Raw genomic sequence first — 25,798 nt, forward strand, 5'->3', positions numbered from 1 at the left:
TATTGAAACAGGAGCACCTGCGCAAGTGGCATTTGCTGCGAAATCACTCTCCGGGTGTGCCCTGAGACCTCTCCTTGGCGCTGTAGTCATACCCCCAATAGACCACTCGCGATGGCGCAGGCGTTTCCCTGAAGCAGGATTCCGCTGGCATGGAGCCGAGTCCGTGTCGCGCCTCGGCCAATGCCTGGCACGCCGATCCCATGCCGGATTTCAGCGCTTCGCACGCCCGGACGGCTTCGCCAACGATATGCCGGCCCAGTTCCGACTTCATGGGCCAGCCTGCCTCGCCTTTCACGCAATAGGCATCGCCGGCGCGCAGCAAGGCGGCCGCGAGCTTGTTCGCGGCCCCCGACGGGTCACTGGAAGCCGCCGTGGACGACAGGCCTCCCCAGAGATCGGAAATATTCGCCATGGCGGCGCGCTCGCCAGCGGTGCGCTCGGCCTGGTCCGTGCGGTATGCATCGAAAGACTGCCAGGCAGCAATGGCGACCGAGATGACCGCGCCCGCACCCAGGGTCGCGCCGACGGCGCCTGCCTGCGGCCCCCAGATACTTCTTGACGCCGGGGCCGCCGCGGGCTGGTCGTCCGTGGCCGCGCTGGGCGTGGCGGGCAAAAGAGAGGCCGGCCCACTGCCGCCCAGGTCGAATACCGCATCGAGGTGCGTCCGCAATGGGGCCAGCAAATCATGGGAAAGGTGCTTGCCAAGGTCGGTGCCCAATGAGAAATAGGACTCCCACTGGTTTTCGCTGAAGAATTGATCGCCCGTGGATTCCTGTGGAAACCGCGGGTGCTGGCGCTTGTAGTTCGCCACATCCAGCGCCACCGATGTGCAGGTATTGGGCTTGACCAGAACGAGAATCCCCGGCGCCTGCGAGGCCACGTCTGGATAGTCGACCGTGGCGAGCGCCAGGCAGGCGCTGCCGCCGTCCTGCGCAAGCTCCTGCAGCGAACCGAAGTACCTGCGACTTTTGCGCCAGGCATTGAAAAGGCTGAAAGGCACCGTCGGCGGAACAGACGACAGGTCGCGCGGCTGGCGAAAGGTGATGGTGACGCCCAGGTCGATGCGCGCCTTGCGCACCAGGTTTTCCACATCCTCGAACGAATAGCCGGGATCGGCTCCGCAGTCTGCGAGAACGATCACGCTGGCACGTTCGAGAAGCAGCGCGTACACAGCGGTGTTCTCGAAGTGCCCGCCGTCGCTGAGGAACCAGTCGTCCGTGGCGCCCGCGCTGAATGTCGCGGACATTTCCCGGAGCAGCGCACGCGGCTTCTCTTTCGCCCTGGCCAATAGGGTGTAGATGGAGGGGCGTTCTCCTGCCCGCTCGTATTGCGACAGCCAGTATCCCAGCCGCACCCCCGCAAAGGTGAGCAGCGCCGCCAATCCCCGCTGGGTGCGGTAACCCAGGCCCGGTGCCGCCGCAGCGCCGGAGATGGCGGCCCATCCGCCGACGCTGAGCTTGCCAATCCCCTTGAACTCATCTCTCCAGCCCTCTTGGCTGAGCCGTGAAGCGCCGCCGGAACGCACGCTCAGGAGCAAGCCCTTGCGGTCACGGTTGAACAGCCTGCCCTTGGGGTCCGCCGTCTGGTTCACGCAGGTGTTGATGATGTGGACGGGGCCGCCGGCGAGGTGCGGCGCGTAGTCCTTGAGCAGGATGTCATCCCCTGCGGCGACCTTGCCGACATTCTCCACCTTGCTCGTGGTGAGTTCGTTCGCATGGATGGTTTGAAGGGCCGAAGCGACGCCACGGTCCCGGAACCGCTCCGGGTTGGTCGCGCCGAACCAAGTGCGAACCAGCCGTGCCTTGTAGAAGGTGTGCAGGGAAGACAGGTTCAGAAACCCCAGGTTCGATCCCGTGGCCACGACATAGAGTGCAGGCGGGACAAAGACGCAGAGCAAGGCCAGCCAGCCCGCGCCGAAGTGCAGCGGCTGCGGTACGCCACCGGGCTTGCCAAGGTCTGGAAACACCGGGCCGAAGCTGATTTTCAGCACCAGCGACACCCAGCAGACAAAAAGCGCCGCCGTGAACAGATAGCCGACCCCTTGCAGAAGATAGAGCGCGAGGGGGCTGGACTGCTCCGCGCGCTGCTGCTCCTGGGTCTTGCGCTTGCCAAGGCTTGTCACCACGGCCTGCGCGGCGCCAGCCAAAACGGCCAGCACGATGCCGAGGTCAAGCGTCTGGAAAATTCTCGACTCGAATGCCAGCAGCCATGCCAGACGCTCGGCAACGCCCAGCGCCAGAATGAGTGCGCCGATTCCGAGGCACCACATCAGCCGCGAGGTCAATTGGTTGCGCATCTCCGCCAAGACATCATCCACCGGCGCGTCACGGGCTTGCCTTACCAAACCGCGCCAGGTGCACCAGGCATCCAGCGCAGAAGTGGCCAAGAGCAGAACGACCACGAACGCCACGCCAGGCAGAAGGCGGAAAAGGGTCACGGTCCCCTGCCCTGCGGATGGAGCGGCCAGGCCGCAGATGGTCAGCGCCGCAGCCAGCAGCGCCACGCACAAAGCCGCTTTCCAGGCAAAGTACCGGCCAAACCGCTTGGCAACCCACTGGGTGTCCCAGTAGGCGAACACCCAGTGCAGCGCGAACAGCAAGACAACCGGAAGCAGCAGCCATGCCGTAGGAAGCCACGGTTTCAGAAGTGGCGTGACCGTGCCGAGCGGATAACCGTTTGCCGCAATGCCCTGCCATACACCGAGATCCACGGCGGCCAACAGGCATCCGGCCAGCACGGCCAGGAGTCCGAACTCGAAGTGCAATGCCAGGAGGTTGCGCAGGCAGATGGTGATGGCGAACAGCCGGTCGGTGAATCCAGCGGGCGCCAGGTAACGTCCGTTGGATCTCAGCCACCAGCCGAACCAGGTGCGTTCGACATGGGCCATCGCCGCTTCCACCCGGTCGGCCACCGGAGGCGCGGGCGCCGCAGAGGACGGCTGCGATTGCGCGGCCTGGCTCTGTTGCTCGCGCACATAGAGCCGGCCGAGCGCGCTGCCGACATAGCCTCCGCCCGAAACGGTTGACAGCACGTCGAAGCGGTTGAGCAGTTTCTGTTGCGCCAGCCCGCGCAGCAAGCCCAGGCTGAAAGTCGCACTGCGGATGCCGCCCCCGGAAAGCGCCAGACCCCAGACATCGCTGCCATCGGTGGGGAGTTGCGCGGCAATCGCCGCCTTGCCTTTGACAAGCTTTCGCCTTCGGTCGGCAATCAGGTCGCTTGAGTCATTCGGTGGAGGCTTATCCATGGCATTCGCCGGCGGAGCAGGCCCCAGTTGAATACTTTCCGGTCATCGCTCACCCCTCCTTCTGCAAACGGCTCACCCCATGGAGCGGCCTTGCTTCACCCCTTCGATGCGACGAATCCACTGGCGTTGTAAACAATGCAGGCGCATCCGTGAGGAACCGTCCCAACCTTCTGGATGTGTAACTGAGGCACGCAGACACGTCACTAGGTGTAACCCATAGGTGGTGATGCAGGCCGCAGCGGCGGAGGCACCCGCGCCCGTCGCCCTTGTTTACACATTCTTGACACGATCTGACTACAATCCGCCGCTTTCGGGTTTACCCGAATGGGCATGCGCCAGCCGCATGCCGGAAACCCCTGGCGGCAGTTGCCGCCACTCCCCCGCTCCCGGTGTCGTTCCTGCGCTGCAGCGCCGCCCGGGCATCCATCCCACGATGTTTTCAGGAGGTGCCAGGTTTTGGCCGAGGTTCCACAGTCCCCTCCCCCGGGCCGCATCGGGCTGCCCTACAACCCCGCACTGGACGGGCTGCGCGCCGTCGCCATCGTGCTGGTGCTGCTGTCGCACGCCCATGCGCCGATGTTCGAGGGCGCCTTCTACGGCGTGGACATCTTCTTCGTGCTCAGCGGCTACCTCATCACCTCGCTGCTGCTGCAGGAGCTGCAGGGCACGGGCCGCATCGACTACCTGCGCTTCTTCCGCCGCCGCTTCCTGCGCCTGATGCCGGCGCTGCTGCTGTTCCTGGCCGTGTACTGCCTGGTGGCGCCGCTGCTGTGGCCCGGCCTGGACGACATGTACGCCGACGCGCTGGTGGCCGTGCTCTACCTGGCCGACTACGGCATCGCCTTCTTCGACCAGCCCGACAAGCTGCTGCACATGTGGTCGCTGTCAGTAGAGGAGCATTTCTACCTGCTGTGGCCGCCGCTGCTGGCGCTGCTGGTGCGCCGCGTGCCCCCGGGCAAGGTCTGGCGCCCCGTGCTGCTGCTGTGCGTGCTGGCCTGGGCCTGGCGCGTGCTGTGGGTGGAACAGGGCCAGCAGTTCTACGAGGTGTTCTTCCGCTTCGACACGCGCGCCTCGGGCCTGCTCATGGGCAGCCTGCTGGCCTGCCTGCTGCGCGAGCAGCCCGCCTGGTTCGGCGCGCTGCGCCAGCGCATGGCGCACGGCATGTGGCTGGTGTTCGCGGTGCCGCTGCTCATGGCCCACTCGTGGGACAACATGGACGCCATGGTCTGGGGCATCACCGTGGTGGAAGGCGGCACGCTGATGGCGCTGCTGGCCGTGCAGCGCGAGCACACGCTGCTGCACGAGATGCTGCGCGCCCCGGCGCTGGTGTGGGTGGGCAGGCTCTCCTACGGCGTCTACCTGTGGCACTACCCGGTGGTGCGCTACCTGCGCACCGACCTGCACTGGTCGCTCACCGTGGCGCTGGGCTTGGCGATTTCGCTGGCGCTGGCGGCGCTGTCGTTCTACACCGTGGAGCGCTGGGCCCTGCGCTGGCGCGACGCGCGGCCGGCCCCGCGCACGCCGCCGCGCCAGCGCCCCGCCGGCCCGCCTGCGCTCTCTTTTCGATAGCTTGTAGCGCTTGTCCATCGCGGATTTTGGTGCCAAAAGCACCTGGAATGCCCGCGTGGCAAGCGCCAGCAGCTACATTTTTCGCAGCACTGCCCCCAGCGCCCTGCGCACCCGGCACACTGCCGCTACACTGCGCGCTGAACCTGCCTGCCATCCCCGCACCAAGCCTGCTGGCGCGCGGAGCGCAGGCATTTTTTCCGCCTTTTTCCGTTGCCCACGCCGTTCACGCCGCCCATGTCCGCCGTCTTCAACTTCACCTTCGTCCCCTGGTTCCGCTCGGTCGCGCCGTACATCCACAAGTTCCGCCACCAGACCTTCGTCATCGGGCTGCCGGGCGAGGCCATCGCCGCGGGCAAGCTGCCGGTCATCGCGCAGGACCTGGCCATGATCCAGGCCATGGGCGTGAAGATCGTGCTGGTGCACGGCTTCCGGCCCCAGGTGAACGAGCAGCTCGCCGCCAAGGGGCACGAGGAGCGCTACTCGCACGGCATGCGCATCACCGACTCGGTGGCGCTGGACTGCGCCCAGGAGGCCGCGGGCCAGTTGCGCTACGAGATCGAGGCGGCCTTCAGCCAGGGCCTGCCCAACACGCCCATGGCGGGCTCCACGGTGCGCGTGATCTCGGGCAACTTCATCACCGCGCGGCCGGTGGGCATCCTCGACGGCGTGGACTTCCAGCACACCGGCGTGGTGCGCAAGGTGGACGTGGCGGGCATCCAGCGTGGCCTGGACATGGATGCGCTGGTGCTGATCTCGCCCTTCGGCTTCTCGCCCACCGGCGAGGCCTTCAACCTGGCCATGGAGGAAGTCGCCACCTCGGTGGCCACGGCACTCAAGGCCGACAAGCTGCTGTTCATGGCCGAGGTGCCCGGCATCCGCATGCGCCCCGAGGAGCCGCCCGGCGAGGACAACCCCATCGACACCGAGCTGCCGCTGGCCCAGGCGCGCCGCATGCTGGCCAGCGTGCCCGACAGCCACAAGCCCACGGACACGGCCTTCTACCTGCGCCACTGCGTCAAGGCGTGCGAGGGCGGTGTGGAGCGCAGCCACATCATCCCGTTCGCCGTGGACGGCGCGCTGCTGCTGGAGATCTACGTGCACGACGGCATCGGCACCATGGTGGTCGATGAGAAGCTGGAGGAGCTGCGCGAGGCCACGGCCGACGACGTGGCGGGCATCCTGCAGCTGATCGAGCCGTTCGAGAAGGACGGCACGCTGGTCAAGCGCGACCGCACCGAGATCGAGCGCGACATCGCCAACTACACCATCATCGAGCACGACGGCGTGCTCTTCGGCTGCGCGGCGCTCTACCCCTACCCCGAGGCGCGCACGGGCGAGATGGCGGCCGTGACGGTCTCGCCGCACAGCCAGGGCACGGGCGACGGCGAGAAGCTGCTCAAGCGCATCGAGCAGCGCGCGCGCAACCAGGGGCTGCAAAGCCTGTTCGTGCTCACCACGCGCACCATGCACTGGTTCCTCAAGCGCGGCTTCGCCCCCGTCGATCCCAACTGGCTGCCCGAGGCGCGCAAGCGCAAGTACAACTGGGACCGCAAGAGCCAGGTGCTGGTGAAGCGGCTCTGAACACGCGCTGGGCGCCCACACGCTTCAAGGGCGCCCAGGGCAAGCCCCGGCGGGCCCTGCAGCACACACCTTCATAACACATGCCTTTTCATTGGTTGGGCCGAAAATGCCAAAAGACCATTGAATTTTCATAGTTTAGTCAGCTTCATCTTCTCTTTACCAGATGAGACATAAACTATAAAATTGCATAGCTTCATGGAAAAGTCCGCTATGAACTCTGCATTTCCATCCCTTACGAATATCAGCTCGACACCTGCCGAGCTCGAATCCTGGCTGGGCGAGCAACTGCGGGCGGAGCGGTTGCGCAAGAACGTCACGATGGCGGATCTGGCCCTCCGGGCCGGGGTTTCCGACCAGACCATCCGCGCCCTCGAGACCGGGCGCGGCGGGCGCGTGGAGTCGCTCATCCGGGTGGTCGTCGCCCTCGGGCGTGCGGACTGGCTGGCCAGCCTGCGCCCGCCCGTGAAGATCAGCCCCCTGCAAATCGCCCAAGGCAAGCCCCGGCGCCAGCGCGGCAGCCGCAGCGTGCTGGCGCCCCTCCAGTCCAAGGACCGGTAGATGGCCTCGTTCAAGCCGGTGCAAGCCGTCAGCGTCGAGATCTGGGGCAAGAAGGTCGGCGCCGTAGCGCTCAACCCCGATTCCGGGTTCTACGCCTTCGAGTACGAGCCTGCGTTCCTGCGCTCGGGCATCGAGCTCGCTCCGCTGCAAATGCCACTGGCGCAAGGCACCGAGCCCTTCGAATTCCTGAACCTGCCCGTCGAGACCTTCCAGCGCCTGCCGGCCCTGATCGCCGATGCCTTGCCAGACAAGTTTGGCAATGCCCTGATCAACGCCTGGATGGCCGACCGGGGCATGGGCAGCGCCAGCATCACCGCGCTGGACCGGCTCGCCTACATGGGACAGCGCTCCATGGGGGCCCTGACGTTCAAGCCCAGCCGCGGCCCCTCGAAAACGCCGCCCTCGGCGCTGCAGATGTCGCACCTGGTGGCGCAGGCGCGCAGCGCCATCCACGGCAGCTTCGACCGCAGCGACCACGCGGGCGAGGCCCTGCGCCAGATCATCCAGGTGGGCACCTCGGCGGGCGGCGCCCGCGCCAAGGCGGCCATCGCCTGGAATCCGCACACGCAGGAGGTGCGCACGGGCCAGTTCGACATTCCCGAGGGCTTCCAGGCCTGGCTGCTCAAATTCGACGGCATCGGCGCCGACGCGCAGTTGGGCGAGGGCCGCAACTACGGACGGATCGAATACGCCTATTCCCTCATGGCCAAGGCGGCGGGAATCACCATGTCCGAGTGCCATCTGCTGGAGGAAGAAGGCCGGGCGCATTTCATGACCCGGCGTTTCGACCGCAGCGGCAACGAGCGCCACCACATGCAAACGCTGTGCGCGATGGCCCACCTGGACTTCAACCAGATCGGCGTCCACAGCTACCACCAGTTGTTCCAGACCGCGCGGGCGCTGGGCCTGGGCCGCCCTGCCCTGGAAGAGATCCTGCGGCGCATGGTCTTCAACGTGCTGGCCGCCAACCACGACGACCACACCAAGAACTTCTCCTTCCTGCTGCGCCAGGGCCACGCCTGGGAGCTGGCCCCCGCCTACGACATCACCTTCGCCTTCAACCCCGGGAACAAGTGGCTCAAGCAGCACCTGATGTCGGTGAACGGCAAGTTCGAGGGCATCACGGAGCAGGACTTCCGTGAAGTCGCCGACCGCTACGAACTGCTGGGCGTGTGCAAGGACATCGTCGCCGGCGTGCGGGCGGCGGTGGCGCAATGGCCCCGCTTCGCGGCCGAGGCAGGCGTGCCGCAAACGCTCGCCGAAGGCATCGCACAGGCGCTTGCCGTGAAGTGAAACACCATGCCTTCTCAAGCAGGCATTGAGGCCACCCACTGCGCCACGCGCCGCCCCACCTCGGCAATGGCCGCATCGCGCCGCGCGCCATCGGCCGTGCTGCCGGTGAGGTAGCAGGCCAGCGCCACCGGGGCGCGGCCCGGGGGCCAGAGCACGCCGATGTCGTTGCTGGTGCCGCGCGGGCCGGTGCCGGTCTTCTCGCCGATGCGCCAGCCGGGCGGCATGCCCGCGCGCAGGCGCTGGTCGCCCGTGCGGCAGCCCAGCATCCAGCCCTGCAGCCGTTCGCGCGAGGCGGGGGTCAGCGCCTCGCCCAGCGCCACGGCCTGCAGCGTACGCGCCATGGCCTCGGGCGTGGTGGTGTCGCGCACGTCGCCCGGGGGCACGTCGTTGAGCGCGGGCTCGCTGCGGTCCAGCCGCGTGGCGGGGTCGCCCAGCGTGCGCAGCCAGTCCGTCAGCGCCTGTGGGCCGCCCTGGCGGGCCAGCAGCAGGTTGGCGGCGGTGTTGTCGCTCCAGGCCATCGCGGCCTCGCACAGTTCGGCCACCGTGAGGCCCGCGCCGCTGGCATGCGCCCGCGTCACCGGGGCGTATTCGAGCAGGTCGGCCTGGCCGTAGGCGATGCGGTGCTCCAGTTGCTCCACCCCGCGATCCACGCGGTGCAGCGCCTGCGCCGCCAGCAGCAGCTTGAAGGTGCTGCACAGCGCAAAGCGCTCGCCGCCCCGGTGCGCGGCCAGGCGGCCCGTGCCGGTGTCGAGCGCCGCCACCCCGAGGCGCCCGCCCACGCCCTGCTCGATGCCGCGCAGTGCGCGCAGCAAGGCGCGCGTGGCGCGGTCCTGGCCGGCCTGCGCGGTCCCTGCCAGGCAGGCGGCGGCGGTGATGAAAGTTCGTCTATGCATGCTCAATCCAGTGGCATAGCGGGGTGCAGCAGCCGCTGCACGTCCACCGCGTCGATCTGGCCGGGGTCGAGAAAACGCTCGGCATAGCGCAGGTACACCTGCTGGCGCAGGAACACCGTGAACAGGTCGGGGTCGATGTGGCCGCCATCGGCCATGCGGCGCATGATGGCCAGCGCCTGCGACAGCTTCATGCCCTGCTTGTACGGCCGGTCGGCGGCGGTGAGGGCCTCGAAGATGTCGGCGATGCCCAGCATGCGCGCCTGCCACGACATCTGCTCGCGCGTCAGGCCGCGCGGGTAGCCTCGGCCGTCCATGCGTTCGTGGTGCCCGCCGGCGTACTCGGGCACATTGCGCAGGTGGCGCGGCCAGGGCAGGCTCTCCAGCATCTTGATGGTGGAGACGATGTGGTGGTTGATCACGTCGCGCTCCGCCTGGGTCAGCGTGCCCGAGCGGATCGTCAGGTTGTGCTGCTCCTCGGCGGTGAGCAGCGCCGTGGTCACGCCGTCGGGATTGCGCCACTGCCGCGTTTGCCCGATGGCGCGCACGCGCTGCTGGTCGGCCTCGGGCATGGCCTCCACGCCACGGTTGCAGCGGCGCAGGAAGTCGCGTTCCTCGTCCAGCGCCTGCAACTGCCGCTCCAGCGTGGCCTGCAGTTGGGCTTCGGCGTACGCATCGGCCACGGGGCGCAGCGCCAGTTGGCGACGCAGCATGTCGATGCGCGCATCGCGCTTGAGCACCTCGAAGCGCGTATCGACCAGGCCGATGCGGTCGTACAGCGTCTGCAGCTTGGTGGCCTTGTCCACCACGTGCACGGGCGTGGTGATCTTGCCGCAGTCGTGCAGCAGGCCGGCCATTTTCAGCTCGTAGCGGTCGCGCTCGCCCATGGCGAATTGCGCCAGCGGCCCCTCGGTGGTGGCGTGCGCGGCCTCGGCCAGCAGCATGGTCAACGCCGGCACGCGCTGGCAGTGGCCCCCGGTGTAGGGCGATTTTTCGTCGATGGCCAGGTTGATGAGCTGGACGAAGGACTCGAACAGAGTCTCAAGCTGCGTGATGAGCTGGCGGTTGCTCAGCGCGATCGCGGCCTGCGAGGCCAGCGACTCGGCCAGGCGCTGGTCCTGCGCGGTAAAGGCGCGCACCTGGCCCGTGGCCGGGTCGGTGGCGTTGATGAGCTGCAGCACGCCGATGAGCTCGTTCTCATGGTTCTTCATCGGCACCGTCAGGAACGACCGCGAGCGGTAGCCGGTGCGCTCGTCGAAGGCGCGCGTGCCGGAGAAGTCGAAATGCTGCTGGCAATAGGCGTCGGCGATGTTGATGGTGCGGTCGTGCACCGCCGCGTGCACGGCCACCAGGCTGTCGTTCGGGGCGCCGCCGGGCAGGCACAGCGGCAGGTCGGGAAACTGCGGCGCATCGTCCGACGCACCGCCCAGGCGCAGGCCCAGCGAGTCGGTGCGCACGATGGCGAAGCGCAGCGCCGCGCCATCCTCGGTCACGCGGTACAGCGTGCCGCCGTCGGCCCCCAGCAGCCGCTTGGCGGCCTCCAGAATGCTTTCGAGCAGGCGGTGGATGTCACGCTCGCGCGACAGCGCGGCGCCAATGCGGTGCAGTTGCTCCAGCCGCTCCAGCAGGTGTTGTGTCGAATCCATGGCGCTCCCCTCCCCTGGGAATGCAGCCTGCCATGGTAGGGGAAAAAGCAAAAAGCCCCCGGCATGCCGGGGGCCCGGGGGCCCGGGGGCGCGATATGGGAGTGGTGGAATCAGGCCTTGCGGCTGCGTGCCAGCAGGGCCAGCAGCACCACGCCGATGAGCACGAAGCAGACGAAGGACCAGTTGGCGATGGAGCCGCCGAGGAAGGTCCAGTCCACCGCCGTGCAGTCGCCGGAACCACGGAAGATCATGGGAATGGCGCGGCTCAGGGAGTAGTTCTCGATCATGCCGTAGAAATCGCGCCCGCAGGTGGCGAACTCGGGCGGGAACCACTGCAGCCAGCTCTGGCGCGCGGCGGTAAAGGCGCCGAACCCGGCGAATGCCAGCGCCAGCACGCTCCAGGACGCCCGCCAGCCCTTGCCGGCCCGGGCGCTGGCCAGGCCGGTGAAGATAGCCACGGCAATCAGCGCGTAGCGCTGCACGATGCACATGGGGCAAGGCTCCAGCCCCACCCCGTACTGCAGGTACATGCCGAAGGCCAGCAGGCCCACACAGGCCACGCTGATGAGCGCCAGCAGGCGGCGCGGGCATTTGTCCAACAAACTCAACACGGTATCGATTCCTTCAAGGCACCGGACGGGCCGGCCGTGCGGTGGGTCAGATACCGGCGGCCTCGTCCAGAAAAACACGGGCCCGGCGCGGCGTGACCACGACGGTTTCCCCCTCCTGCAACCCCATCTCCCTGAACTGCTGCGCAGCGATTTGCGCTTCGATCAGGGTCTGCGGGCCTGCATTGTCCGTTGCTTTGGGGCCCCCGGCGGCCAGAAGTTCCAGCCGCGCGATCGGGCCGACGACGATGGCGCGCTCCAGCCGCGCCACGATGCCCTGCCCCGGCGCCTGCCCGGGCTGGTGGCGCTGCACGTCCAGGTCGTGCGGGCGCACGTAGGCCAGGGCGCTGGCGTTCTGTGCGCCGGCATGCTCGGGCGAGTCGATGGCCATGCCGCCCTGCACGTGCACAGTGCCCTCGTGCGCGCGGCCATGGAACAGGTTCACGTCGCCCAGGAAGCCGTAGACGAACGGGCTGGCCGGGTTGTCCCACACCTGCTGGGGCGTGCCCTCCTGCTCGATGCGGCCCTTGTTGATGACGACCACGCGGTCGGCCACCTCCAGCGCCTCCTCCTGGTCGTGCGTGACGAAGATGCTGGTCACGTGCAATTCGTCGTGCAGGCGGCGCAGCCACCTTCGCAGCTCTTTTCTCACCTTGGCGTCGAGCGCGCCGAAGGGCTCGTCGAGCAGCAGCACCTTGGGCTCCACGGCCAGCGCGCGCGCCAGGGCAATGCGCTGGCGCTGCCCGCCCGAGAGCTGCGAGGGGTAGCGGTCGGCGATCCAGTCGAGCTGCACGAGCTTCAGCAGGTCCATCACCTTCTGGCGGATCTGGGCCTCGCTGGGCCGCTCCTTGCGCGGCTTCATGCGCAGGCCGAAGGCCACGTTGTCGAACACCGTCATATGGCGGAACAGCGCGTAGTGCTGGAACACGAAGCCCACGCCGCGCTCGCGCACGTGCACGTCGGTGGTGTCTTCGCCGCTGAAGTGGATGGTGCCGGTGTCGGGCGTTTCCAGCCCGGCGATGATGCGCAGCAGCGTGGTCTTGCCGCAGCCCGAGGGGCCGAGCAGCGCGATGAGTTCGCCCGAGTCGATGTTCAGGCTGACGTCCTTCAGCGCCTGGAAGTCGCCGAACTGCTTGCTGACGTTGCGGATTTCGATGCTCATAAATTAATAGCTTTCAGCGCTTTATCCATAAGCCCTAGGGGCCATTTTCATGGGGTATTCGGGCGTTCGGGCGGCAGCGCGGCGGCGGCCTTCATCTCTTGCTCGTTCTTCCACTCGGCCACCGTCTTGATGAGCAGCGTGACCAGGGCCAGCAGCGCCAGCAGCGAGGCGGCGGCGAAGGCCGCCACCGACTGGTACTCGTTGTAGAGAATCTCCACGTGCAGCGGAATGGTGTTGGTCTGCCCGCGGATGTGGCCGGAAACGACCGACACCGCGCCGAACTCGCCCATGGCGCGCGCGTTGCACAGGATCACGCCGTACAGCAGGCCCCACTTGATGTTGGGCAGCGTCACGTGCCAGAAGGTCTGCCAGCCGCTGGCGCCCAGCACCACGGCGGCCTGCTCCTCGTCGTTGCCCTGCGCCTGCATCAGCGGGATCAGCTCGCGCGCGATGAACGGGAAGGTGACGAACACGGTGGCCAGCACGATGCCCGGCACGGCGAAGATGATCTTGATGTCGTGCGCCGCCAGCCAGGGGCCGAACCAGCCGTTGGCGCCGAACACCAGCACGTACATCAGGCCCGCCACCACGGGCGAGATGGAGAACGGCAGGTCGATCAGCGTGGTCAGCAGCGCCTTGCCCTTGAACTCGTACTTGGCGATGGCCCAGGCCGCCGCCACGCCGAACACCAGGTTCAGCGGCACGGCAATCAGCGCCGTGACCAGCGTGAGCCGGATGGCCGACCAGGCGTCGGGCTCGCGCAGCCCGGCCAGGTAGGCATCCAGCCCCTTGCGCAGCGCCTCGGTGAACACCGCCGCGAGCGGCAGCACCAGGAACAGCAGCAGGAACGCCAGGGCCACGCCGATGAGCAGCCACTGGACCCAGCGCGCCTCGGTCGTGCCGGCCTGGGCGCGGCGGCGCGGCGCCGTGTGCCCGCCGGTGGCGGCGGCTGGCGCGCCCGTGGGCAGCGCGGTTGCGGTGTCGATGCCACTCATGCCGGCATCCCCGCGTGGCGGCGCTGCCAGGCCTGCAGCGCGTTGATGACCAGCAGCATGACGAAGGAGATGACCAGCATCACCACGGCCACGGCGGTGGCGCCGGCGTAGTCGTACTGCTCCAGCTTGCCGATGATGATGAGCGGCGTGATTTCGGAAACCATGGGCATGTTGCCTGCGATGAAGATGACCGAGCCGTACTCGCCCACGGCGCGCGCGAAGGCCATGGCGAAGCCCGTGAGCAGCGCGGGCGTGATCGCCGGCAGGATCACCTGGGTGAAGATCTGCCAGCGCGTGGCGCCCAGGCTGGTGGCGGCTTCCTCCAGCTCTTTCTCGGTGTCCTCCAGCACGGGCTGGACGGTGCGCACCACGAATGGCAGGCCGATGAAGATCAGAGCGATCACGATGCCGTTGGGGTTGAACGCCAGCTGGATGCCCAGCGGCTCCAGGTACTGGCCGATCCAGCCATTGCCCGCCAGCAGCGCGGTGAGCGAGATGCCGGCCACGGCCGTGGGCAGCGCGAAGGGCAGGTCCACCAGCGCATCGACCACTTTCTTGCCCGGGAACTGGTAGCGCACCAGCACCCAGGCGATGAGCAGGCCGAACACCAGGTTGACGCAGGCGGCGATGAACGACGCGCCGAACGTCAGCCGGTACGAAGCCAGCACGCGCGGCGCGCTGATGGCGGCCCAGAACTGCTCCCAGGTGAGCGAGAAGGTCTTGAACACCAGCGCCGACAGCGGGATCAGCACGATGACGCTCAGGTAGAACAGCGTGTAGCCCAGCGTCAGGCCGAAGCCGGGCAGCACGCGCTTGGGCGCGCGCTTCGGGAGCTGGGCCGTGCCCAGCGCTAGCGTGGTCATGGCGCGCTTACTTGCCGGGCGTGTAGAGCTTGTCGAACTGGCCGCCGTCGTTGAAGTGCACCTTCTGCGCTTCAGACAGCGAGCCGAAGTACTTGGCCACGGTGAACTGTTTGATGGGCTTGAACTGGTCGGCGTGCTTCTTCAGCACCGCCTCGGAGCGCGGACGGATGGCGTGCTTGGCCGCGATTTCCTGCGCCTCGTCGGAGTACAGGTAGTCCAGGTAGGCCTTGGCCAGTTCGCCCGTGCCCTTCTTGGCCACGGTGCGCTCGACCACGGCCACGGGGTTCTCGGCCGTGATGCTGACCGAGGGGTACACGGCATCGACCTTGCCCTTGCCGAATTCGCGATCCACCGACACCACTTCCGACTCGAAGGTGATGAGCACGTCGCCGATGTTGCGCTGCAGGAAGATGCTGGTCGCGTCGCGCCCGCCCTTGGCCAGCACCGGCACGTTCTTGTAGAACTTGCCGACGAAATCGGCCGCCTGCGCATCGCTGCCGCCCTTCTCGCGCACCGAGCCCCAGGCGGCCAGGTAGGCGTAGCGGCCGTTGCCGCCGGTCTTGGGGTTCACCACCACCACCTGCACGCCAGGTTTGATGAGGTCGTCCCAGTCCTTGATGTTCTTCGGGTTGCCGTTGCGCACCAGGAACAGCATGGTCGAGGTGGTGGGCGATGCGTCGTTGGGAAAGCGCTTGGCCCAGTCCTTGGCCACCACGCCGTTGTTCGCCAGGAACTCCACGTCGGTCGTGGTGTTGAACGTCACCACGTCGGCGTCCAGCCCGTCGTTCACGGCGCGCGCCTGGGCGCTGGAGCCGGCGTGCGACTGGTCCACCTTCACGTCCTTGCCGGTGGTCTTCTTGTAGTGGGCGGCGAAGGCGGCGTTGTAGTCCTTGTAGAACTCGCGCGCCACGTCGTAGGAGACGTTGAGCAACTGGTTTTGCGCAAAAGCCGCGCCGCCGAGCGTCAGGGCCAGGGCGGCCACCAGGGTCTTGAGTCGGGAGGAGTTCATGCAGGTATCGCCAAGGGATTGCTAAGGATCGGGCATTGTCCCGGGCGCTGCATAAAACTCAAACGAATATATTTTTGTTAATTAATCGAAATTTGGAATAAAGAACCATGCGGCGCAGTGGAAATATGTCAAAAATCGGCTCAAACCCTTTTGCAGCAAGCGCCAGAAGCTATCAATACAAGAGCAAGAAATCCCGTCAGCGCCCCACTGCGTCCAGCGCCGGATGCAACTGGTCGATCCAGTGGTCCAGTTCGTCGCGCGACACCTGCAGGAAGTCCAGGCACGCCTGGCCGTACTGGTGCCACTCGCGCGCGGGCTCCAGGCCCTCGTGCTGGTACACCAGGAAATCGGCCAGCGCCCCCAGCGCCACCAGCTGGCGCACCACCAGCGGGAAGCGTTCGTCCTGCAGGCAGGCGAAGTCGTGGTGCAGCCAGATGGCCTGGGCCACGTCCCCGGGCAGGTGCCAAGTGCGCGCCACGATGGCGCCGACCACGGCATGGTCGGTGCGGTGGTTGGCGTTCTCGGTCTGGGTGAAGGTGCGGTCCTTGCGCGCCAGCGCCTCCGTCACGGTGCTGGCGTAGCCGCGCACGGCCTTGAGCAGCACCGGAAAGCCCACATGGCAGAACAGCCCGAAGCTGTAGCCCAGGCCCGGCGGCAGGTTGTAGAGCTGCGCGCCGATGTGCTCGCAGGCGATGGCGCGGCGCTGCGAGCTTTCCCAGAAATGCTCCAGCAGCGGCGAACGCACCTGCAGCGCATGGCGGGTGATGAACGCCGTCATCAACTCCAGCGCCGGCCGCAGCCCGAGCACGGTGAGCGCCATGCCCACGGTCTGCACCGGCTGCACCAGCCCGTGCAGCGGGCTGTTGGCCTGGCGGATCAGCGCGGCGGCCAGCGCCACGTCGGAGGAAGCGAGCTGGTCCAGCGGCCCCATCTCGGGCTCGCCGCTGTGCACGATCCGCATCAGCTTCTGCAAGGCCTCGGGGCACGGCGGAATGATGATGGCGCGCACGGCGGGCAGGTTGCGGGCCTGGGCGATGTCCTGGTCAATGGGGTGCGTGGTCACGATGGCTGCGGCACTCATGTAGCAATTTGTTGCATTGTCGCCGCAAAGAAAGCCCCGCACTCCGATAAGCAGCGCGGGGCGCCGGTATTCAGCGCAGTTTCACGTTTGCGGGGCCGCCGCCGCGCGCATGGCCCAGCTGCTGCGCCCGGGCATGGTCTCGCCCAGGAAGTCGAGAAAATGCCGCACCGCCGGCGCCAGGCCGCGGCGCGAGGGAAAGACCGCATGCACGATGCCCTGCTGCGGCTCCCACTCGGGCAACACGTGCACCAGCTGGCGCGCGCGGATTTCCTCATGGCACATGTAGTCCGGCAGCCAGCAGATGCCCGTGCCCGCCAGCGCCGCGAACTTGAGCGTGAGCAGGTCGTCGGCCACGTAGCGCGGGCTGTGGTGCACCGTCTGCTGCGCCCCGTGCGGGCCCGAGAGCACCCAGACGGCCTTGCCATCGGGCGCCGACATGGCGATGCTGTCCATGCCCGCCAGATCGTCGAGGCTGGCGGGCAGCCCCTGGCGGGCGATCAGCTCCGGGCTGGCCACCAGCACCTGGCGGGCGCTGTCCAGCCGTTTCACGACCATGCTGCCGCTGTCGTCCAGCGTAGGACGCACGCGCAGCGCCACGTCGATGCCCTCCTCCACCAGGTTCACCGCGCGGTTGCTGACCTGCATGTCCACGCGCACCTGCGGGCAGCGCGCCAGGAAGTCCGGCATCAGCTCGCCCAGCACGGTCTGCGCCAGCGTAACCGGGCAGCTCACGCGCACCGTGCCGCGCGGCGCGGTCTGCACCTGGGCCACCAGGTCGGCCGCGGCCTCGGCCGACTCGCGCATGGCCTGGCAGTGGCGCAGGTAGGCCTCGCCCACCTCGGTCAGCGCCAGGCGCCGCGTGGTGCGCTGCAGCAGGCGCACGCCCAGTTGCGCCTCCAGCTCGGCCACGCGACGCGACAGGCGCGACTTCGGGATGCCCAGCGCGCGCCCGGCCGCGGCAAAGCCTCCGCGCTCGGCCACCTCGGCGAAATACAGCATGTCGTTCAGGTCCTGCATGGCCATGTACCTTCATCGTTCCACTAGCAGAACAATCTATCGCATCAAAGCCTACTTATCAACAGCAGCGGGCCAATCCACAATCCATCCATCGCCACACCACCGTGGCCTTTTTCTTTCAGGAGCCACCATGCAACTGCTGCACATCGATTCCGCCATCACCGGCGCCCAGTCCGTTTCCCGCCAGCTCTCGGCCCAGATCGTCGAGGCCTGGAAAGCCAGCCACCCCGGCACGCAGGTGCAGTACCTCGACCTGGTGCAGGACGCCCCCGCCCACTTCACCATGGACGCCATGGCCCCACGCACCGGCCAGACCGAGGGCCTGAGCGAAGCCCAGCAGCGCGAGAACGCCGTGTCCGAACGCCTGGTGGCGCAGTTCCTGGCCGCCGACGTGGTGGTGATCGGCGCGCCGTTCTACAACTTCACCATTCCGACCCAGCTCAAGGCCTGGATCGACCGCATCGCCCAGCCGGGCCGCACCTTCCGCTACACCGCCAACGGCCCCGAGGGCCTGGCCAAGGGCAAGACGGTGATCGTGGCCTCCAGCCGCGGCGGCATGTACTCGACCAGCGACGCGGGCCGCGCCATGGAGCACCAAGAGAGCTATCTGCAGACCGTGCTGGGCTTCTTCGGCGTGACCGACGTGCGCTTCGTGCGCGCCGAGGGCGTGGGCATGGGCCCCGAGGCCAAGGCCAAGGCCCTGGAAGCCGCCGCCCAGGTGATCGCGACCGAAGTGCATGGCGGCGCCGCCAACCAGGCGCGCGTGACGCAAGCCGCCTGAGCGGGGTACGTCCATCAAGTGACCTTGCCCCCGAAAGACGTATCCCTTGCTGAGTGTTTCAATGCAAGCAAGGAAGACGTAAATGACGAAGACGGCAAGAGCGCGCTACACGCTCGAATTCAAGCAAGAGGCAGTGCGGCTGGTTGAGGGCGGGCAGAGCATCGCGGCGGCAGCGCGCACCTTGGGCGTGGTCGAGCAGACCTTGTTCAACTGGGTCAAGGCGCAGCGCGAAGGCAAGCTCAGTGGCGCTGACAGCAAGCCTGTGAGCGCCGAGCAGATGGAGATCAGCCGGCTGCGCGCGGAACTGGCGCGTGTGAAGATGGAGCGCGACATCCTGGAAAAAGCGACGGCGTACTTCGCGAAAGCGCAGCGGTGAAGTACGCCTTCGTCCAACGCCACCGACGCGTGTGGCCGATCTCGGTGCAATGCCGGGTGCTGCGAATCAGCATAGCGGGCTACCACGAGCACTTTGTGCGCAAGGCCAGCCCGACGAGGGCTGGTTGTTCCTGGCGGTGGTGATCGACCTGTTCAGCCGCCAGGTGGTGGGCTGGTCGCTGCGGGGTGACATGACGCGCGACATCGTGATCGACGCGCTACGCATGGCGTGATTCAAGCGCCACCCGCACAAGCAGGCCGGGTTGATCTTCCACAGCGACCGGGGCAGCCAGTACGCCAGCCACGACTTCCAGGACGCGCTCAAGGCGTGCGGCATCACCAGTTCGATGAGCCGCAAAGCCAACTGCTGGGACAACGCCTGCAGCGAGACGCTGTTCGGGTCATTGAAGGTGGAGCGGCTGCACGGCCAGCGCTTCAAGACCAGGCGCGAGGCGAAGGACGAAACCATAGCCTGGCTGCTCTGGTACAACCGTGCTCGATTGCACTCGACGCTGGCCTGCGTCAGCCCAATGCAGTTCGAGCAGGACTGGCTTGCCAATCAACCACGGCAAGCCAACTCATGAGATCAGCTATGGGATACGGATTCCAGGGGCAAGGTCAGTCCAGGCCCACGCGGCCAGCGCAGCATCGCGGGTTGATCTGGGCGTAAGGGCGAGACATGGGCTAATTTTAGCCAATATCCATAAAGCAGCCGCGCAGCCCTTGCAGGACATGCGCGGCCAGCTACGGATTCAGTAGCGTTTATTTGCGCTGCGGCGGCACGTCCGTGCAGCTTCCGTGCGCGATCTCCGCCGCCATGCCGATGCTCTCGCCCAGCGTGGGGTGCGGGTGGATGGTCTTGCCGATGTCCACCGCGTCGGCACCCATCTCGATGGCCAGGGCGATCTCGCCGATCATGTCGCCCGCATGCGTACCCACGATGCCGCCGCCCAGGATCTTGCCGTGGCCGTGGGCCTCGGGGCTGTCGTCGAACAGCAGCTTGGTATAGCCCTCGTCGCGGCCGTTGGCGATGGCGCGGCCGGAGGCGGTCCAGGGGAACAGGCCCTTCTTGACCTTGATGCCCTGGGCCTTGGCCTGGTCCTCGGTCAGGCCCACCCAGGCGACTTCGGGGTCGGTGTAGGCCACGCTGGGGATCACGCGGGCGTTGAAGGCTGCTGCCGCCAGTTCCTTATTGCCCTGCAGTTCGCCGGCGATGACTTCCGCCGCCACGTGCGCCTCGTGCACCGCCTTGTGCGCCAGCATGGGCTGGCCCACGATGTCGCCGATGGCGAAGATGTGCGGCACGTTGGTGCGCATCTGGATGTCGACGTTGATGAAGCCCCGGTCCGTGACGGCGACGCCGGCCTTCTCGGCAGCGATCTTCTTGCCGTTGGGCGTGCGGCCCACGGCCTGCAGCACCAAGTCGTACACCTGCGGCTCGGGTGCGGTGCCGCCCTCTTCCGCTGGCGCGAACGTGACCTTGATGCCCTCGGCCGTGGCTTCGGCGCCCACCGTCTTGGTCTTCAACATGATGTTGTCGAAGCGGTGGGCGTTCATCTTCTGCCAGACCTTGACGAGGTCGCGGTCGGCGCCCTGCATCAGGCCGTCCATCATCTCCACCACGTCCAGGCGCGCGCCCAGGGTGCTGTACACCGTGCCCATTTCCAGGCCGATAATGCCGCCGCCCAGGATGAGCATGCGCTTGGGCACGCCCGCCAGCGCCAGCGCGCCGGTGGAATCCACCACGCGCGGGTCGTCGGGCATGAAGGGCAGGCGCACGGCCTGGCTGCCGGCAGCGATGATGGCGCGCTGGAAGGCGATGACCTTCTTGCCGCCCGTCTTCTCCTGGCCGGTGCCCGTGGTTTCCTCCACTTCGAGGTGGTTCGCGCCCACGAAACTGCCCAGGCCGCGCACGGTGGTCACCTTGCGCATCTTGGCCATGGCGGCCAAGCCGCCGGTCAGTTTGCCGATGACCTTTTCCTTATGGCCGCGCAGCGTGTCGATGTTGACCTGCGGCGCGCCGAACTCGATGCCGGCCGCCTTCAGGTGGCTGACTTCATCGACCACCGCCGCCACGTGCAGCAGCGCCTTGGAGGGGATGCAGCCCACGTTCAGGCACACGCCGCCCAGGGTGGCGTAGCGCTCGACCAGGACCACCTTGAGGCCCAGGTCCGCCGCGCGGAAGGCAGCGCTGTAGCCGCCGGGGCCGCCGCCGAGCACGAGCACGTCGCACTCCAGGTCGGCGTTGCCGCCAAAGCTGGCTGCTTCTATTTTAGGAGCTGTTGGCGCAGCTGCAGCGGGCGCTAGAGCCTGTTTTGGTTCGGAAGGAGCCGGGGCCGCTGCCGCGCCCGAGGCTTCGAGCGTGAGCACCACCGTGCCCTCGCTCACCTTGTCGCCCAGCTTCACCTTGAGCTCCTTGACCACGCCCGCGTGGCTCGACGGGATTTCCATCGACGCCTTGTCGGACTCCACGGTGATGAGGCTCTGCTCCGCCTTGACGGTATCGCCGGGTTTCACCAGCACTTCGATCACGCCGACTTCGTCGAAGTCGCCGATGTCGGGCACCTTGATGTCGATCACTGCCATGTCAGTCATCCTTTCACAGCAGGATGCGGCGGTAGTCCGCCAGCACTTGGCCCAGGAAGGCGTTGAAGCGGGCTGCCGCAGCGCCATCGATCACGCGGTGGTCGTAGCTCAGCGAGAGCGGCAGCGTCAAACGCGGCACGAACTGCTTGCCGTCCCACACGGGCTTCATCTGGCCCTTGGACAGGCCAAGGATCGCCACCTCGGGTGCGTTGATGATGGGCGTGAAATGCGTGCCGCCGATACCGCCCAACGACGAGATGGACATGCAGCCGCCCTGCATGTCGGCCGCGCCGAGCTTGCCGTCGCGCGCCTTCTTGGCGAGGTCGCCCATCTCCTGGCTGATCTGGATGATGCCCTTCTTGTCGGCGTCTTTCAGCACCGGCACCACCAGGCCGTTGGGCGTGTCGGCTGCGAAGCCGATGTGGTAGTACTGCTTGTAGACGAGCGTGTCGCCGTCCAGGCTGGTGTTGAACTCGGGGAACTTCTTGAGCGCGGCCACCACGGCCTTGATCACGAAGGCGAGCATGGTCACCTTCACGCCCGACTTCTCGTTCTCCTTGTTGGTGGAGACACGGAAGGCTTCCAGGTCGGTGATGTCGGCCTCGTCGTTGTTGGTGACGTGGGGGATCATCACCCAGTTGCGGTGCAGGTTGGCGCCGCTGATCTTCTTGATGCGGCTGAGGTCCTTGCGCTCCACGGTGCCGAACTTGCTGAAGTCCACCTTGGGCCAGGGCAGCAAGTCCAGGCCCGCGCCCGATCCGCCGCCAGAACCCGCTGCGGGGGCCTTGGCGGCCTGGGCCTGGGTTTGCAGGGCTCCGGCCATCACGGCGCGGGTGAAGCCCTGCACGTCGTCCTGGGTGATGCGGCCCTTGGGGCCGGTGCCCTTGACCTCGGCCAGCGGCACGCCCAGCTCGCGCGCAAACTTGCGCACCGAGGGGCTGGCGTGCGGCAGGCCTGCCGTGGGCGTGCCGGGCTGGTGGGCGGGCACAGCGGCGGCGGCTGAGGCGGGAGCCGCTGCTGCGGGTGCGGGTGCGGGTGCCGGCGCAGCGGCGGGCTGAGCTGCAGGCGCGGCGGCAGTCGCAGCCGGCGCGGAAGCGCCTGCAGCGCCTTCGAGCACAGCCACCAGGTCACCGATGTTCACTGTGTCGCCGATCTTGACCTTGAGTTCCTTGAGCACGCCGGCGGCGGGCGACGGGATCTCCATGGAGGCCTTGTCGGACTCGACGGTGAACAGGGACTGCTCGACCTTGATGGTGTCGCCCACCTTGACCAGCAGCTCGATCACGGCGACGTCCTTGAAGTCGCCGATGTCGGGCACGCGCACCTCGATGGTGGCGCTGGCTGCGGGTGCGGCCGCAGGCGCTTGCGTTTCGATAGCTGCCGCCGCAGGCGTGGCGGGCGCTGGAGCCGTTTTGGGCTCGGAAGCCACGGCAGCCGTTGCGGCCGCCTCGGCCGCCTCCAGCACAGCGATCACGCTGCCCTGCCTGACCTTGTCGCCGAGCTGGACCGTGATCTCCTTGACCACGCCGGCGTGACTCGACGGGATTTCCATCGACGCCTTGTCGGACTCGACCGTGATGAGCGACTGTTCGGCCGCCACGCGGTCGCCTGCCTTGACCAGCAGTTCGATCACGCCGACTTCGTCGAAGTCGCCGATGTCGGGAACCTGGATGTTTACCAATGCCATGACTGTGTCTCCCGGGTCTTCAGGCGTGCAGGGGGTTGCTCTTCTCGGTGTGGATGCCGTACTTCTGGATGGCCTCTGCCACCTTCGCCAGGGGCAGCGTACCCTCTTCGGCCAGGGCCTTGAGCGCGGCCACGGCGATGTAGTGGCGGTTGATCTCGAAGTGCTCGCGCAGCTTGCTGCGGAAGTCGCTGCGCCCGAAGCCGTCGGTGCCCAGCACCTTGTAGGCGCGGCTTGAACCGTCCTGATGGGGGGGGATGAAGGCGCGGATCTGCTCGGCGTAGTTCTTCATGTAGTCGGTCGATGCCACCACCGGGCCACTGCGCTGGCCGAGCTGCTGCGCCACGAAGGGCACGCGCGGCGCCTCCATCGGGTGCAGCAGGTTCCAGCGCTCGGCGTCCTGGCCATCGCGGGTCAGCTCGTTGAAGCTCGGGCAGCTCCACACGTCGGCCTGCACGCCCCAGTCGGCGGCCAGCAGTTTCTGCGCCTCCAGGCTCTCGCGCAGGATGGTGCCGGAGCCCAGCAACTGCACGCGCTTGTCACCTTCGGCGCCGGGCTTGCACAGGTACATGCCCTTGATGATCTGCTCCTCGGTGCCGGGCGTGAGGCCGGGCATGGCGTAGTTCTCGTTCAGCAGGGTGATGTAGTAGAAGACGTTCTCCTGGCGCTCCACCATGCGCTTGAGGCCATGGTGCATGATCACCGCCACCTCGTGCGCGAAGGTCGGGTCGTAGCTCACGCAGTTGGGGACGGTGCCGGCCAGGATGTGGCTGTGGCCGTCCTCGTGCTGCAGGCCCTCGCCGTTGAGCGTGGTGCGCCCCGACGTGCCGCCCAGCAGGAAGCCGCGCGCCTGCATGTCGCCGGCCGCCCAGGCCAGGTCGCCGATGCGCTGGAAGCCGAACATCGAGTAGTACACGAAGAACGGGATCATGATGCGGTTGTTCGTCGAATACGACGTGGCCGCCGCGATCCACGAGCACATGCCGCCCGCCTCGTTGATGCCTTCCTGCAGGATCTGGCCGGCCTTGTCTTCCTTGTAGTACATCACCTGGTCCTTGTCGACCGGGGTGTAGAGTTGGCCCTTGGGGTTGTAGATGCCGATCTGGCGGAACAGCCCTTCCATGCCGAAAGTGCGCGCTTCGTCCACCAGGATGGGCACCACGCGCGGGCCCAGGGCCTTGTCGCGCAGCAACTGCGTGAGGAAGCGCACGTAGGCCTGGGTGGTGGAGATCTCGCGCCCCTCGGCGGTAGGCTCCAGCACGGCCTTGAAGGTGTCGAGCGCCGGCACGGTGAAGCTTTCGTCGGCGTGCGTGCGGCGGTGCGGCAGGTAGCCGCCCAGGGCCTGGCGGCGCTCGTGCAGGTACTTCATCTCCGGCGTGTCGTCGGCCGGCTTGTAATACGGGATGTGGGGCAGCTCGCTGTCGGGGATCGGGATGTTGAAGCGGTCGCGGATGTACTTGATGTCTTCGTCCGCGAGCTTCTTGGTCTGGTGCACGGTGTTCTTGCCCTCGCCGGCCTTGCCCATGCCGTAGCCCTTCACGGTCTTGACCAGCAGCACCGAGGGCTGGCCCTTGTGCGCGTTGGCGGCGTGGAAGGCGGCGTACACCTTGGCGGGCTCGTGGCCGCCGCGGCGCAGCTCGAACACCTCCTCGTCGGTCATGTGCTCCACCAGCTTGAGCGTCTCGGGGTACTTGCCGAAGAAGTGCTTGCGCACGTAGGCGCCGTCGTTGGCCTTCATGGCCTGGTAGTCGCCGTCCAGCGTTTCCATCATCAGTTGCTTGAGCTTGCCGCTCTTGTCGCGCGCCAGCAGTTCATCCCAGCCGTAGCCCCACAGCAGCTTGATGACGTTCCAGCCGCTGCCACGGAACTCGCCTTCGAGCTCCTGCACGATCTTGCCGTTGCCGCGCACCGGGCCGTCCAGGCGCTGCAGGTTGCAGTTGATGACGAAGACCAGGTTGTCCAGGTTCTCGCGCGCCGCCAGGCCGATGGCGCCGAGCGATTCGGGCTCGTCCATCTCGCCATCGCCGCAGAACACCCAGACCTTGCGGTTCTCCGTATTGGCAATGCCGCGCGCGTGCAGGTATTTCAGGAAGCGCGCCTGGTAGATCGCCATCAGCGGGCCCAGGCCCATGCTGACGGTGGGGAACTGCCAGAACTCGGGCATCAGCTTGGGGTGCGGGTAGCTGGAAAGGCCCTTGCCGTCCACTTCCTGGCGGAAGTTGTCGAGCTGCTCCGCGGTCAGGCGCCCTTCGAGGAAGGCGCGGGCATAGATGCCGGGCGCGCTGTGGCCCTGGATGTAGAGCAGATCACCGCCGTGGTTCTCGCTCTCGGCGTGCCAGAAGTGGTTGAAGCCGGCGCCGAACATGCTGGCCACCGAGGCGAAGGAGCCGATGTGGCCGCCCAGGTCGCCGCCGTCGGCGGGGTTCAGGCGGTTGGCGCGCACCACCATGGCCATGGCGTTCCAGCGCATGTAGGCGCGCAGGCGCTTCTCGATCTGGATGTTGCCGGGGCAGCGGGCTTCCTGCGTCGGCTCGATGGTGTTCACGTAGCCCGTGTTGGCCGAGAACGGCAGGTCGATGCTGTTCTGGCGCGCGTGCTCCAGCAGTTGCTCCAGCAGGAAGTGCGCGCGCTCCGGGCCTTCCTTCTCGATGACGGCGGACAGCGCGTCCATCCACTCGCGGGTTTCCTGCAGGTCCTGGTCGTATGCGCTCATGCCGTTGCCGGCCTGTGGGTCGGGTTGTACCGCCATGTCTTGTCTCCTAGGGGTGGGGATGGGTTGGCATCAGGTCAGGTTAGCCCGAGGGCGCACGCGCGCACCAGCGGGAAAACTTGCATGCGAGTTTCGCACAGATTTTT

The 25,798-nt window shown here is 67.1% G+C and carries 18 protein-coding genes and 1 pseudogene; 6 read left to right on the forward strand and 13 right to left on the reverse strand.

Annotated elements, in window-relative coordinates:
* Nucleotides 1-43: 43 nt before the first annotated feature.
* The gene (locus tag YS110_03685) at nucleotides 44-3,244 is read right to left on the reverse strand and encodes a patatin-like phospholipase family protein (GenBank protein UJB63934.1); all 3,201 of its coding nucleotides are present in this window, start codon (nucleotides 3,242-3,244) and stop codon (nucleotides 44-46) included.
* A 330-nt stretch (nucleotides 3,245-3,574) separates the two neighbouring features.
* Between YS110_03685 and YS110_03690 the strand changes: the two genes are divergently transcribed.
* From YS110_03690 to YS110_03705, 4 genes are all read left to right on the forward strand, one after another.
* The gene (locus YS110_03690; GenBank protein ID UJB63935.1) at nucleotides 3,575-4,813 is read left to right on the forward strand and encodes an acyltransferase; all 1,239 of its coding nucleotides are present in this window, start codon (nucleotides 3,575-3,577) and stop codon (nucleotides 4,811-4,813) included.
* Between the two features lie 234 nt (nucleotides 4,814-5,047).
* Nucleotides 5,048-6,394 carry an amino-acid N-acetyltransferase gene (argA, locus tag YS110_03695; protein ID UJB63936.1) on the forward strand — a complete coding sequence of 449 codons (1,347 nt, stop codon included), beginning with the start codon at nucleotides 5,048-5,050 and terminating at the stop codon, nucleotides 6,392-6,394.
* 210 nt (nucleotides 6,395-6,604) lie between these two features.
* A complete protein-coding gene (locus YS110_03700) occupies nucleotides 6,605-6,952 on the forward strand; it encodes a helix-turn-helix transcriptional regulator (protein ID UJB63937.1) in 348 nt (115 codons plus the stop codon).
* On the forward strand, nucleotides 6,953-8,245 hold the full coding sequence (locus YS110_03705; protein UJB63938.1) for a type II toxin-antitoxin system HipA family toxin: 1,293 nt from the start codon (nucleotides 6,953-6,955) through the stop codon (nucleotides 8,243-8,245).
* Between the two features lie 14 nt (nucleotides 8,246-8,259).
* On the opposite strand, the gene bla is transcribed toward YS110_03705, so the two are convergent.
* The 9 genes from bla to YS110_03750 all read right to left on the reverse strand — a co-directional run bounded on the left by bla (nucleotide 8,260) and on the right by YS110_03750 (nucleotide 17,516).
* Complete coding sequence (gene bla, locus YS110_03710; protein UJB63939.1) at nucleotides 8,260-9,138, reverse strand: class A beta-lactamase; 879 nt, start codon at nucleotides 9,136-9,138, stop codon at nucleotides 8,260-8,262.
* A 2-nt stretch (nucleotides 9,139-9,140) separates the two neighbouring features.
* Entirely contained in the window at nucleotides 9,141-10,781 is a 1,641-nt protein-coding gene (locus YS110_03715) for a GAF domain-containing protein (GenBank protein ID UJB63940.1), read from the reverse strand.
* Between the two features lie 110 nt (nucleotides 10,782-10,891).
* Nucleotides 10,892-11,392: a disulfide bond formation protein B gene (locus YS110_03720; GenBank protein UJB63941.1), complete on the reverse strand. Its 501-nt coding sequence runs from the start codon at nucleotides 11,390-11,392 to the stop codon at nucleotides 10,892-10,894.
* A 46-nt stretch (nucleotides 11,393-11,438) separates the two neighbouring features.
* Nucleotides 11,439-12,551, reverse strand: coding sequence for a sulfate ABC transporter ATP-binding protein (locus YS110_03725; GenBank protein UJB63942.1), 1,113 nt, complete (start codon nucleotides 12,549-12,551; stop codon nucleotides 11,439-11,441).
* 47 nt (nucleotides 12,552-12,598) lie between these two features.
* The gene (cysW, locus tag YS110_03730; GenBank protein UJB67333.1) at nucleotides 12,599-13,519 is read right to left on the reverse strand and encodes a sulfate ABC transporter permease subunit CysW; all 921 of its coding nucleotides are present in this window, start codon (nucleotides 13,517-13,519) and stop codon (nucleotides 12,599-12,601) included.
* 23 nt (nucleotides 13,520-13,542) lie between these two features.
* The gene (gene cysT, locus YS110_03735) at nucleotides 13,543-14,409 is read right to left on the reverse strand and encodes a sulfate ABC transporter permease subunit CysT (GenBank protein UJB63943.1); all 867 of its coding nucleotides are present in this window, start codon (nucleotides 14,407-14,409) and stop codon (nucleotides 13,543-13,545) included.
* A gap of 7 nt (nucleotides 14,410-14,416) precedes the next feature.
* Nucleotides 14,417-15,418 carry a sulfate ABC transporter substrate-binding protein gene (locus tag YS110_03740; GenBank protein ID UJB63944.1) on the reverse strand — a complete coding sequence of 334 codons (1,002 nt, stop codon included), beginning with the start codon at nucleotides 15,416-15,418 and terminating at the stop codon, nucleotides 14,417-14,419.
* A 196-nt stretch (nucleotides 15,419-15,614) separates the two neighbouring features.
* Nucleotides 15,615-16,499 (reverse strand): HDOD domain-containing protein, encoded by an 885-nt coding sequence (locus YS110_03745; GenBank protein ID UJB63945.1) that lies wholly within the window; start codon nucleotides 16,497-16,499, stop codon nucleotides 15,615-15,617.
* Between the two features lie 81 nt (nucleotides 16,500-16,580).
* Nucleotides 16,581-17,516 carry a LysR family transcriptional regulator gene (locus tag YS110_03750; protein ID UJB67334.1) on the reverse strand — a complete coding sequence of 312 codons (936 nt, stop codon included), beginning with the start codon at nucleotides 17,514-17,516 and terminating at the stop codon, nucleotides 16,581-16,583.
* 130 nt (nucleotides 17,517-17,646) lie between these two features.
* Here YS110_03750 and YS110_03755 point away from each other — a divergent pair, with 130 nt between their 5' ends.
* Both YS110_03755 and YS110_03760 read left to right on the forward strand, forming a co-directional pair.
* The gene (locus YS110_03755; GenBank protein ID UJB63946.1) at nucleotides 17,647-18,297 is read left to right on the forward strand and encodes an FMN-dependent NADH-azoreductase; all 651 of its coding nucleotides are present in this window, start codon (nucleotides 17,647-17,649) and stop codon (nucleotides 18,295-18,297) included.
* Nucleotides 18,298-18,379: 82 nt separating this feature from the next.
* Nucleotides 18,380-19,256 (forward strand): annotated as a pseudogene (locus YS110_03760) (IS3 family transposase).
* A 178-nt stretch (nucleotides 19,257-19,434) separates the two neighbouring features.
* Here YS110_03760 and lpdA read toward each other — a convergent pair.
* The 3 genes from lpdA to aceE are packed head-to-tail and all read right to left on the reverse strand — an operon-like array spanning nucleotide 19,435 to nucleotide 25,691.
* Nucleotides 19,435-21,258: a dihydrolipoyl dehydrogenase gene (lpdA, locus tag YS110_03765; protein UJB63947.1), complete on the reverse strand. Its 1,824-nt coding sequence runs from the start codon at nucleotides 21,256-21,258 to the stop codon at nucleotides 19,435-19,437.
* A 13-nt stretch (nucleotides 21,259-21,271) separates the two neighbouring features.
* Nucleotides 21,272-22,945 carry a dihydrolipoyllysine-residue acetyltransferase gene (gene aceF / locus YS110_03770; GenBank protein ID UJB63948.1) on the reverse strand — a complete coding sequence of 558 codons (1,674 nt, stop codon included), beginning with the start codon at nucleotides 22,943-22,945 and terminating at the stop codon, nucleotides 21,272-21,274.
* A gap of 19 nt (nucleotides 22,946-22,964) precedes the next feature.
* Nucleotides 22,965-25,691: a pyruvate dehydrogenase (acetyl-transferring), homodimeric type gene (gene aceE / locus YS110_03775; GenBank protein UJB63949.1), complete on the reverse strand. Its 2,727-nt coding sequence runs from the start codon at nucleotides 25,689-25,691 to the stop codon at nucleotides 22,965-22,967.
* Nucleotides 25,692-25,798 lie beyond the last annotated feature (107 nt).

It is taken from the genome of Acidovorax sp. YS12 (genome assembly GCA_021496925.1).
GTDB lineage: Bacteria > Pseudomonadota > Gammaproteobacteria > Burkholderiales > Burkholderiaceae_C > Paenacidovorax.